Consider the following 11,085-nt stretch of genomic DNA (forward strand, 5'->3'; position numbering starts at 1 on the left):
GGGCCGGCCGGTCAGCTCTCCTCGGGCCACCGGCCTTCGAGGTGCAGCTGAACGAGCGCCGCGTGCGAGAGCGGACTGCGGGGATCGGCCACGTCGCCGTTGGTGGTGTAGTCGAGGAGCACCACGTCCGGAATGCCGCGGAGGCGTTCGACCAGGTCCGCCGCCCGGTGCTCCAGCATCCAGCGGTAGGTCGGCAGGTAGATGCGGCGCCTGGCGGTTTCGTACGGCAGCAGCTGCGCACTGTGCGGGCCGGCCCGGTGGCCCTGGACCGGGCCGTACCGGCGGACCGTCCGCTTCAGCCCCTTCATGGTGGCGACCTCGAGCTTTCCGAGATCGATGTCGGCGTGCTCGAAGACCTTGAGGGCCTGCCAGACGCCCTCCACCGACTGGCTGGTGAGGCCGTCGAAGTACGGCACCGGCAGGCCGCCGTGCGGGTAGAACGGGCTCAGCCGCACCCAGGGGCCCTGGGCCTTGGACGTGACGTCGATGATCTCCGCGCCGGGGAACGCGGCGGCCAGTGATGCCGGACTACGGCGTCGGCCGGCAACACGAATCGTCATCGGACGGCTCTCCCTCGATGGCACAAGACGCCCAGTGTGCCTCCTGCGACGGACATTCTCCGGCTGCCGAGCACCTTCAGGGCAGGGCAGGTCGACCCCCGGGGTGGGCGGGGTCGGGGCGAGGGTCAGCTGCGGAGGAGGACGGTGGAGTCGGGGGCGAGCAGCAGGCCGTCGTCGGTCGGGTCGGCCCGGCCGAAGGTGGCGAGGGGCTCGCTACAGGTGAGCGGCAGGAGCTGCTCGGCGGGGCCGAGGTTGACCGCCAGGCGGAAGGGGCCGCGGTGGACCACCAGCCAGTGGGCCGACTCGTCGAAGTCGACCCGGACCCGGGCCAGGTCGGGGTCGGTGAGGGCGGGGTGGGTGCGCCGCAGCTGGATCAACCTGCGGTACCAGGCGAGCAGTTCGGCGTGCGGGGCGGCGTCCGGCTCGGTCCAGTCCAGGGTCGAGGTGAGCACGGTGGCCGGTGCCTGCGGGTCGGGGATGGCGTCGGCGGGCCAGCCGTGGGCGGTGAACTCGCGGCGGCGGCCCTGCCGGACGGCCTCGGCCAGGGCCGGGTCCGGGTGGCTGGTGAAGTACTGCCAGGGTGTCCCGGCGCCCCACTCCTCGCCCATGAAGAGCATCGGGGTGAACGGCGAGGTGAGCATCAGGGCTGCCCCGGCGGCGAGCCGGCCAGGGGAGAGGGAGGCGGCGAGCCGGTCGCCGGTGGCGCGGTTGCCGATCTGGTCGTGGGTCTGGGTGTAGCCGAGCAGCCGGTGGCCGAAGTCGGTGGGGAACGGCCGGCCGTGGCTGCGGCCCCGGAACGAGGACCAGCTGCCGTCGTGGAAGAAGCCCTGGGTGAGGGTCTTGGCCAGCCCGGCCAGCGGCTCCCGGGCGAAGTCGGCGTAGTAGCCCTGGGATTCGCCGGTCAGGGTGGCGTGCAGGGCGTGGTGGAAGTCGTCGCTCCACTGCGCGGTCAGCCCGAGGCCGCCGGCCTGGCGCGGGTTGGTGGTGCGCGGGTCGTTCAGGTCGGACTCGCCGATCAGGAACAGCGGCCGCCCGGTGGCGGCGGCCAAGTGCTCCACGGCGGTGGCGAGTTCCTCCAGGAAGTGCACGGCCCGGTCGTCCGCCAGGGTGTGCACGGCGTCCAGCCGCAGCCCGTCGATCCGGTAGTCGCGCAGCCAGCCGAGCGCGCTGCCGATCAGGTAGGACCGCACCTCGTCGGAGCCGGGGGCGTCCAGGTTGACCGCCGAACCCCACGGGGTCTGGTGCCGGTCGGTGAAGTACGGGCCGAACGCGGGCAGGTAGTTGCCGGACGGGCCGAGGTGGTTGTGCACCACGTCCAGGATCACCCCGAGGCCCTTGCGGTGCGCGGCGTCGACGAAGCGCTTGAGGCCCTCGGGGCCGCCGTACGGCTCGTGCACGGCCCAGAGCGAGACCCCGTCGTAGCCCCAGCCGTGCCGGCCGGGGAACGGGCAGACCGGCAGCAACTCCACGAAGTCCACCCCGAGTTCGACCAGGTGGTCGAGCCGGGCGGCGGCCGTCTCGAAGGTGCCGCCCGGAGTGAAGGTGCCGACGTGCAGCTCGTACACCACGGCGCCGGGCAGCGGCCGGCCCTGCCAGGGGGTGTCGGACCAGTGGAAGGCGGCGTGGTCCACCGGGCGGCTCGGCCCGTCCGGGCCGTACGGCTGGTGCGGGGAGCGCGGGTCGGGCAGCGGCGGGCCGCCGTCCAGCCGGAAGCCGTAGTCGCCGCTCGGGCCGACCGCGCTCCACCAGCCGTCCCGGTCCGGCACCGGGGCCATCGGGTGCGCCGAGCCGGCCACCTCCACCTCGACCCGGGACGCCTCCGGGGCCCAGACCTGGTACTCCGTCACGCTGCTGCCACCAATCACCGAAGGGGGTCTCAGGAGTCTCGCACCAGCAGGGCCACCGGATGGTGCTTCAGCAACCTCGCCACCGACACTTCGCCATCTCCGACCGGCAGCCCGGTCAGCTGGTCCGTCCAGTGGCCCGGTGGGAGTTCGAGCACGGTGTCGCGCCAGCCACCGTCGCGGTCGAGCCCGTACGGCAGCCGGGTGACCGCGCTGACCGTCCGCTCGCCGCGGGTGAACGCGAGCAGGTGGCCGGCGGCCGGGCCGGTCGCCGCCAGCGGCCGGTACCGGCCCAGCTCGCCGGCCCGGCGCAGCCGCAGGGCGGTCGCCGTCAGGTGCAGCTTCTCCCGGGCCAGGTCGCCGGGGCGGTCGGCGGGGGAGTCGGTCAGCCGGACGGCGAGCGAGCCGAGGTCCACCGGGGCCCGGTTGTCCGGGTCGACCAGGGTGTAGAGCGGCTCCTCGCTGCCCTGGAACAGGTCGGGCACGCCCGGCACGGTCAGGTGCAGCAGCGCGGCCGCGAGCGAGTTGCTGCGGGCGTGCGGGGCGATCGAGTGCACGAAGCCCTCGATCCGGGGGCACAGGCCCGGGTTGGCCAGGGCCGCCCGGGCGTACTCGGTCAGGCGGCGCTCGAACCGCTCGTCCGGGCTGGTCCAGGAGGTGGCGCGCTTGGCCTCGCGGACCGACTTGAGCAGTATCCCGACCAGCCGGTCGGGCTCCACCGGCCAGGCGGCGATCAGGGTCTGCCAGAGCAGCCAGGCGGTCGGGCGGTCCGGGCAGGGACCGGCGGCCGTGGTCCAGGCGGCGCACTCGGCGGCCCACCGCTCCGGGAGTTCGGCCAGCACGGTCAGCCGGGCCCGGGCGTCGGCACTGCGCTTGGTGTCGTGGGTGGAGAGCGCCGTCATGGTGTGCGGCCAGTGCTCGGCGAGGTAGCCGCACCAGTCGTGGAACTCGGCCGGGCGCAGGCCGGGCCGGGCCGGGTGGCCGCCCACCTCGTTCAGGCTGAGCAGCGCGTTGAACCGGTAGAAGGCGGTGTCCTCCACCCCCTTGGCCGCCACCGCCGAGGCGGTCTGGCCGAAGCGGGCGCAGAACTCGTCCTTGGCCGGGCCGCGCCCGAGCTCGCCGAGCGCCAGACCGCGGACCAGCTCGGCGGTGGCCGCCAGCTCCGGCGGCAGGCCGGCCAGCGCGGCGGTGACGTCGGTGACCGCCTCGGCCGGGGCGGGCTCGCCGGGCACCACGTACGGGCGGTAGACCGGATAGGCCGTCAGCAGCTCGGCCAGCACCGCCCGGACCGCCGGGGCGGGGTGGTCGGCGAGGGCCGGCTCGGCGGCGCCGATCCGCTCCACCAGCCGGACCAGCCGGGCCACCTCGGCGGCCAGCTCGCCGCCCGGGGCGGTCAGCTCGGCCCGGCCCCGGCGGCCCTCCTCGGCGGGGTCGGCGGTGGAGCCGCAGTCCTGCCGGTAGGCGTGCACCAGCCGCTCGGCCCCGGCGTGGTCGGTGAGCACCCCGTCGATCCGGCGCAGCGCGTCGTACCCGGTGGTGCCCGCGCAGGCCCAGTCGGCGGGCAGCAGCTCCGGGCCGGTGAGGATCTTCTCGACCACGGTGTACGCCCCGCCGGTGGCCTCGGCCAGCCGGCGCAGGTAGCCGCGCGGGTCGGCCAGGCCGTCGGGGTGGTCGATCCGGAAGCCGTCCAGCACGCCGTCGGCGTGCAGCCGCAGCAGGGCGCGGTGGGTGGCCTCGAAGACCTCGGGCACCTCGACCCGGACCGCGATCAGTTGGTTCACCGTGAAGAACCGACGGTAGTTCAGCTCGCCGTCCGCCAGCCGCCACCAGGCCGGGCGGTACCACTGACGGCTCAGCAGCTCCCCGATCGGCAGCCCGGCGGTGCCGGGGCGGAGCGGGAACGCGTGCTCGAAGTACCGCAGGGTGTCGCCCTCCACGGTGAACTGGTCGAGCACCGCGCCGAGCCGGTCGCCGAGCAGCGGCAGCAGCAGCCGGCCGCGCCCGGGTGCGTCCACCGGGCCGGGCTGGGCCGTCCAGTCGATGTCGAACCAATGCGCGTACCGGGAGTCGGGGCCGTCCCTGAGCACCTCCCAGAGCGGCTGGTTGAGCTGCTCGGGCACCGGCAGGGCCATGTGGTTGGGGACCACGTCGGCGATCAGCCGCAGCTGGTGGCGGTGCGCCTCGGCGGCGAGCTCGCGCAGGGCGGGCTCGCCGCCGAGCTGCTCGCTGATCCGGCTGTGGTCGACGGTGTCGTAGCCGTGGGTGGAGCCGGGGGTGGCTTCGAGGAGCGGGGAGAGGTGCAGGTGCGAGACGCCCAGCGCCGCCAGGTACGGGACGGCGCGGCGGGCGTCGTGCAGGGTGAAGGCGGGCTGGAGCTGGAGCCGGTAGCTGGACGTGGGCGGACCGACGGCGCCCGCCGCCGGGCGTGGCTGCTCGGAGGTCATGGCTGATGCCTACCCTGGCGGTCGGCGGGCCAACGCGGTGTTGGTGCGAACGGCCCAATCCTGTGGTCGGAGTGGCTGGTCGGAGTGGCTCTCGGGACTGGCTGGTCAGGGGTGGTGCGGGGGAGGCGGGGGAGCGGTCGGGGGCGCGCGCAGGGGCGTGGCCGGGGGCGTGGTCAGGCCGGGCGCTGAAGCACCATCAGCGAGCGGTCGGTGAGCCAGAGCGTGTCACCCGCCTTCACCCGGGTGCCGGTGCCCGGGGCGGGCAGCACCGGCAGGGTGGTGTCCACCACGGTCTGCCACTCCTGGCCGTGGTCGGCCGGGACGGTGAACTCCAGCGGCTCGGAGTGCGCGTTGAAGAGCAGCAGGAAGGAGTCGTCGACGATCTTGCCGCCGCGCCGGTCGGGCTCGGAGATCGCGTTGCCGTTCAGGAAGACGGTGAGCGACTTGGCGTAGCTGGTGGACCAGTCCCGGTCGGTCATCTCCCCACCGGCCGGGGTGAACCAGTTGATGTCGGTCAGGTCGTCGTGGGTGCCGGAGACCGGGCGGCCGTGGAAGAACCGGCGGCGGCGGAAGACGGGGTGGTCCCGGCGGAGCCAGATCATGCCCTGGGTGAACTCCAGCAGCTCGGACTCGGGGGTGCCGCTCTCCGGCCAGTGCACCCAGGAGAGCTCGTTGTCCTGGCAGTAGGCGTTGTTGTTGCCGTGCTGGGTGCGGCCCAGCTCGTCGCCGTGCGAGAGCATCGGCACGCCCTGGGAGAGCAGCAGGGTGGCGATGAAGTTCCGCTGCTGACGGGCTCTCAGCTCCAGCACGGCGGGGTCGTCGGTGTCGCCCTCGGCGCCGCAGTTCCACGAGCGGTTGAAGGACTCGCCGTCCCGGCTGTCCTCGGCGTTGGCCTCGTTGTGCTTCTCGTTGTAGGAGACCAGGTCGCGCAGGGTGAAGCCGTCGTGGCAGGTGACGAAGTTGATCGAGGCGATCGGGCGGCGGCCGTCGTCCTGGTAGAGGTCGGAGGAGCCGGTCAGCCGGGAGCCGAACTCGGCCAGCGTGGCGGCCTCGCCGCGCCAGAGGTCGCGGACGGTGTCCCGGTACATGCCGTTCCACTCCGTCCAGAGCGGGGGGAAGTTGCCGACCTGGTACCCGCCCTCGCCCAAGTCCCACGGCTCGGCGATCAGCTTGGCCTGGGAGACCACCGGGTCCTGCTGGCAGAGGTCGAAGAACGAGGAGAGCCGGTCCACCTCGTGGAACTGCCGGGCCAGGGTGGCGGCCAGGTCGAACCGGAAGCCGTCCACGTGCATCTCGGTGACCCAGTAGCGCAGCGAATCCATGATCATCTGGAGTACGTGCGGACTGCGCATCAGCAGGCTGTTGCCGGTGCCCGTGGTGTCCTCGTAGAACCGCTGGTCCTTGGCCAGGCGGTAGTAGGAGGCGTTGTCCAGGCCCCGGAAGGAGAGCGTCGGGCCGAGGTGGTTGCCCTCCGCGGTGTGGTTGTAGACCACGTCGAGGATCACCTCGATGCCGGCCGCGTGCAGCGCCTTGACCATCGACTTGAACTCCTGCACCTGCTGCCCGCGGTCTCCGCCGGAGGAGTAGGACGAGTGCGGGGCGAAGAAGCCGATGGTGTTGTAGCCCCAGTAGTTGGACAGCCCGAGGTCGCGCAGCCGGTGGTCCCGGACGAACTGGTGCACCGGCATCAGCTCGATCGCGGTCACCCCGAGCTTGGCCAGGTGCTCGATCACGGCCGGGTGGCCGATGCCCGCGTAGGTGCCCCGGATCTCGTCCGGGATACCTGGGTGCAGCTGGGTCAGGCCCTTCACGTGGGCCTCGTAGAGCACCGTGCGGTGGTAGTCGGTACGCGGTGGGCGGTCGTTGCCCCAGTCGAAGTACGGGTTGATCACCACGGAGTGCATGGTGTGCGGGGCCGAGTCCAGGTCGTTGCGCCGCTCGGGCGCACCGAAGTGGTAGCCGTACACCGACTCGTCCCAGTCGATGTGGCCGCTCATCGCCTTGGCGTACGGATCCAGCAGCAGCTTGGCGCTGTTGTGCCGCTGGCCGAGACCGGGGTTGTGCGGGCCGTGCACCCGGAATCCGTACCGCTGCCCGGGTTGGATGCCGGGCAGGAAGGCGTGCCGGACGAAGGCGTCCGTCTCCCGGAGCTCGACCGAGGTCTCGGAGTCGTCCTCGCCGAGCAGGCAGAGCTCGATCCGATCGGCGCTCTCGGAGAACACCGCAAAGTTGGTGCCGGCCCCGTCGTAGGTGGCGCCGAGGGGGTACGGCTGCCCTGGCCAGACCTGCATATTGCCCTCAACTTCCCTGGTGCCAACCGGAATTGGCGTTGTACAGGATCTGCCCGGCTGGCTGCCGGACCATGTACGACCATGCCTACCGTGATGCACGGCATACCGGGATCCTCCCCAACCGGATGGGGCCAGGGCGAGCAATTGGCCGCGACTTCGCCCGAACGAGTGTCCGCCCGGTGGCTAATCCACCTTCTCCGAACGGATGGTTGTGCGGACAAGGGGCTGCGCCCCCGCCGACCCGGCAGTACCCTTGATCGTCCGGCACGCGCTCCGGACACCGTGCGGACATCGGGCTGTGCACGCCCCTGCCGCCATGGTCGAGACAGGGTCAGCGGACGGTCCGTCATCTCGCCGGTCCGCCGGGGGTGGGCCGAGAGGTGAGGTAGCGCATGGTGGTCCCCGCCGACGGCCGGGACGGCCCGGAGGGCTCCGGGCGGAGCGAGGCGCCGACGGTGGTGATGCGCGGGCGGCCGCCGAAGCGCGCCACCGTCCCGGCCCAGGGCGGGCCGGTCGAGCCCGCGCCGCTGGCCTGGTCGGCGGACCAGTGGGGGCTGGCCGACCACCGGGTCCGGCTGGCCGGCCGGGCGTACGTCTGGCTCAACCTGGTGGAACAGCGGCTGCGCGCCCTGGTGGACGAGGTGCTCCGGCCGGTCTACGCGCCCGCGCACGGCGAGGACTGGGTGACCGCTGCGGCCGGCCCGGCCGGCGAGGAGTGGGTGCACCGGGCCGGTGCGGTCCGCGAGGTCAGCCGCCGCAAGGGCTACCTGCTCGACCCGGCCGACGACGACCCGCTGGTCTTCCTCACCCTGCCGCAGCTGCGCGAGCTGATGGTGCAGCACTGGCCGTGCTTCGAGCCCTATCTGATCGACCGTCGGGAGATCGAGCTCGCGCTGGACGAGCTGGAGGTCGCCCGGCACGTGGTCTCCCGCAACCGCAGCCTGTCCGGCACCGTGCTGGCGCAGACCGAGCGGGCCGCCGCGCGGCTGCTCGCCCTGCTGGACGGCGGCTCCGGCGGGGTGCCCGCCGACGTGGTCGAGGACCTGGTCGGCGGCCGGTTCGCGGACGTGGTCTCGGTGCACGCCGACCGGGTCAGGCTGCAGCGCGAGCTGCCGGTGGAGGACCTGCTGGAGGGCGCCAGGCGGCTGGACGCGCTCGGCATCGGTCTCGGCATGCTCTGCCAGAACTACACCGGCAAGCGACTGGTCCGGCTGGCCGCCGACGGCTGCCGGGTCCGGCTGCTGTTCCTGAACCCGGCCAGCAGCGCGGTCCGCCGCCGGGAGCGTGAGCTCGGCCTCGGGCGGGGTGAGCTGGCCCGTTCGATCGAGATGAACATCATGCACGTCCGCCGGGTCCGGGCCCGGCTGCGCGACCAGGGCGGCTTCGAGATCCGGGTGTTCGACGAGATGCCCCGGTTCACCGCCTACCTGGTGGAGGGCGCCCGGCCGCCGGGCCGCCGCCGCTCGGGCGACCTAGGCGTGGTGCAGCCGTACCTGCGGCGGTCCCGGGGGATCGAGTCCCCCGCGCTGGTGCTGCGCGGCGGCGCGGGGCAGGAGCCGGGCGGGCAGGAGCCCGGGCTGCTGGAGGTCTACCGCGAGGAGTTCGAGGGGGTCTGGGCGGACTCCCGGGCGGTGTCCTGAGCCGCGGGCCGGCCGCCGTACCGGAACGGGGGACGGCTGACCGAGTGTCAGCCGGCCTGACCGGAACGGTCGGTGGCCCTTTCCGGTGCCAGGATGGCGGTTGTCGCCGGCGGGTCCCGCGGCCCGCCGGTGCGATGGACGACACCCAGTCCCCGAGAGCCCCAGGGAGTCCGCCTGATGACCGATCAGTCCTGCCCGGCCGGATTCGGCCGCCGCGGCTTCGTCAAGGCCACCGCCCTTGCCACCGGCGCCCTCGCCCTGCGGTCCGGGGCGACACCCGCCGCCGCCGGGACCGGCCCGGCGCGTGCGGTGATCCCGTTCCACGGCCCGCACCAGGCCGGCATCGTCACGCCCGCCCAGGGCTACGCGAGCTTCGTCTCGTTCGCGGTCGCGGTGCCCGACCGGGCCGGACTGGAGAAGCTGCTGCGCGAGCTGACGGCCCGGATCCGTTTCCTCACCGCGGGCGGCACCCCGCCGCCGGACGCCCCGGGCGCCCCGCCCGGTGACAGCGGCACGCTCGGCCCGGTGCTCCCCGCCGACAACCTCACCGTGACGGTCGCGGTCGGCGCCACGCTGTTCGACCGCCGCTACGGGCTGGCGGCGGTGCAACCGGCCAGGCTCGGCCGGATGCGGACCTTCCGCGGCGACCGGCTGCGCGCCGGTGACCTGCACGGCGACCTCTCGCTCCAGCTCTGCGCCGACAGCAGGGACGTGGTCGTCCACGCGCTGCGGGACCTCGGCCGGTGGACCCGGGGCAGGCTGCAACCGCTCTGGCGCACCGACGGCCAGCTCAACCCCGGCCGCCCGGACGGGGCCCAGCGCAACGTGCTGGGCTTCAAGGACGGCATCGCCAACCCCGACCCGGCCTCCGACCGGGAGCTGGACCGGTTGGTCTGGGTGCAGCCGGGCAGCGCCGAACCGGCCTGGGCGGTGGGCGGCAGCTACCAGGTGCTGCGCACCATCCGGGTGCTCTGCGAAGCCTGGGAGGAGGTCCCGTTGGACCGGCAGGAGCGGGTGATCGGCCGCCGCCGCGACACCGGCGCCCCGCTGGACGGGACCACCGAGAACGACGAGCCGGACTACACCAAGGACCCGACCGGGGCGGTCATCCCGCTCGACGCGCACATCCGGCTGGCCAACCCGCGCACCCCCGGGACCGACGACTCCCGGGTGCTGCGCCGGGGCTACACCTACGACCGGGGCCTGACCGCGGACGGTCGGCTGGACACCGGGCTGGCGTTCTGCTGCTACCAGCAGGACCTGGTGCGGCAGTTCGAGGCGGTGCAACGGCGGCTGGAGGGCGAGCCGCTGAGCGACTTCCTGGTCTGCACCGGCGGCGGCTACTTCTTCGCGCTGCCCGGGGTCAGGGACGAGAACGACTGGCTCGGCCGGGGAATGCTGGCCGGGTGAGCCGGCCCCTCCGGAGGCTGCTCGCCCGGACCCGGCGGTTCCTGCTGTCACTGGTGCGCGCGATGATGGGCACCTCGCGACGGACCGACGGAAGGACATCTCGGATGAGTTGGTGGAAGGAGCCTCTGGTCGGCTTCGACCTGGAGACCACGGGCACCGACCCGGCGAGCTCCCGGATCGTCACCGCGGCACTGGTGGACACCTTCGGGCCCCGGCCCGAGCGGGTGCTGAACTGGCTGCTCGACCCCGGCGTGCCTGTGCCCGCCGAGGCGACGGCGATCCACGGGATCAGCGACGAGCAGGCCCGCCGGGACGGGCGCCCGGCCGCGCTGGCGGTGGAGGAGATAGCCGACGCGCTGTGCGAGCGGCTGCTGGCGGGCCGCCCGGTGGTGGCCTTCAACGCGCCGTTCGACCTCTCCCTGCTGGACGCCGAGCTCGCCAGGTACGGCCTGCGCTCGCTGGCCGACCGGCTCGGCGGCAGCGTCGCCCCGGTGGTCGACGCGCTGGTGATCGACCGCGCGGTGGACAAGTACCGGCGCGGCTCGCGCACCCTGCAGCACGTCTGCGCCGTGTACGGCGTGGAGCTGATCGACGCGCACGAGGCGGGCAGCGACGCGCTGGCCGCCGTCCGGGTCGCGGTCGCCCTCGGCGAGCGCTACCCGGCCGAGGTCGGCGGCCTGACGCCGGAGCAGCTGCACGCCCGTCAGATCGACTGGTACCGGAGCTGGGCCGAGGACCTGCAGTCCTGGCTGCGCCGGGAGAAGGACCCGGCCGCCGAGGTCGACGGCAGCTGGCCGCTGCGCTAGGCCGTGTTTTAGAACGGGGTTCCGGTCCAGTCCTCGCGCTGTGATGATCATGGTGTGGGGCGTGGAGATCTTTCTGATGAGCAGTGGTCG

General features: G+C 73.5%; 7 protein-coding genes. 3 read left to right on the top strand and 4 right to left on the bottom strand.

All coding sequences use genetic code 11. The features are described 5' to 3' along the window. Window positions 1-11 precede the first annotated feature (11 nt). The 4 genes from ACIRPK_RS34620 to glgX all read right to left on the bottom strand — a co-directional run bounded on the left by ACIRPK_RS34620 (window position 12) and on the right by glgX (window position 7,139). Window positions 12-560, bottom strand: a complete 549-nt coding sequence (locus tag ACIRPK_RS34620; protein WP_403046330.1) for a DUF6939 family protein — start codon at window positions 558-560, stop codon at window positions 12-14. Window positions 561-685: 125 nt separating this feature from the next. Continuing rightward, complete coding sequence (treZ, locus tag ACIRPK_RS34625) at window positions 686-2,407, bottom strand: malto-oligosyltrehalose trehalohydrolase (RefSeq protein WP_403046332.1); 1,722 nt, start codon at window positions 2,405-2,407, stop codon at window positions 686-688. A 29-nt stretch (window positions 2,408-2,436) separates the two neighbouring features. After that, entirely contained in the window at window positions 2,437-4,848 is a 2,412-nt protein-coding gene (gene treY, locus ACIRPK_RS34630) for a malto-oligosyltrehalose synthase (RefSeq protein WP_403046334.1), read from the bottom strand. A gap of 173 nt (window positions 4,849-5,021) precedes the next feature. After that, window positions 5,022-7,139: a glycogen debranching protein GlgX gene (gene glgX, locus ACIRPK_RS34635; protein WP_403046336.1), complete on the bottom strand. Its 2,118-nt coding sequence runs from the start codon at window positions 7,137-7,139 to the stop codon at window positions 5,022-5,024. 392 nt (window positions 7,140-7,531) lie between these two features. Between glgX and ACIRPK_RS34640 the strand changes: the two genes are divergently transcribed. From ACIRPK_RS34640 to ACIRPK_RS34650, 3 genes are all read left to right on the top strand, one after another. Then, a complete protein-coding gene (locus ACIRPK_RS34640) occupies window positions 7,532-8,779 on the top strand; it encodes an SAV2148 family HEPN domain-containing protein (RefSeq protein WP_403046339.1) in 1,248 nt (415 codons plus the stop codon). Between the two features lie 177 nt (window positions 8,780-8,956). Then, window positions 8,957-10,189, top strand: coding sequence for a Dyp-type peroxidase (locus tag ACIRPK_RS34645; protein ID WP_403046342.1), 1,233 nt, complete (start codon window positions 8,957-8,959; stop codon window positions 10,187-10,189). A gap of 104 nt (window positions 10,190-10,293) precedes the next feature. After that, window positions 10,294-10,995 (top strand): exonuclease domain-containing protein, encoded by a 702-nt coding sequence (locus ACIRPK_RS34650; RefSeq protein WP_403046345.1) that lies wholly within the window; start codon window positions 10,294-10,296, stop codon window positions 10,993-10,995. The last annotated feature ends 90 nt before the right edge of the window (window positions 10,996-11,085 follow it).

The sequence above is a fragment of the Kitasatospora sp. NPDC101801 genome (assembly GCF_044766665.1).
Classification (GTDB): domain Bacteria; phylum Actinomycetota; class Actinomycetes; order Streptomycetales; family Streptomycetaceae; genus Kitasatospora.

Coding starts and splice junctions, on each gene's coding strand:
- ACIRPK_RS34620 (WP_403046330.1), bottom strand. CDS start 560: ATGACGATTCGTGTTGCCGGCCGACGCCGTAGTCCGGCATCACTGGCC.
- glgX (WP_403046336.1), bottom strand. CDS start 7,139: ATGCAGGTCTGGCCAGGGCAGCCGTACCCCCTCGGCGCCACCTACGAC.
- treY (WP_403046334.1), bottom strand. CDS start 4,848: ATGACCTCCGAGCAGCCACGCCCGGCGGCGGGCGCCGTCGGTCCGCCC.
- ACIRPK_RS34645 (WP_403046342.1), top strand. CDS start 8,957: ATGACCGATCAGTCCTGCCCGGCCGGATTCGGCCGCCGCGGCTTCGTC.
- ACIRPK_RS34650 (WP_403046345.1), top strand. CDS start 10,294: ATGAGTTGGTGGAAGGAGCCTCTGGTCGGCTTCGACCTGGAGACCACG.
- ACIRPK_RS34640 (WP_403046339.1), top strand. CDS start 7,532: ATGGTGGTCCCCGCCGACGGCCGGGACGGCCCGGAGGGCTCCGGGCGG.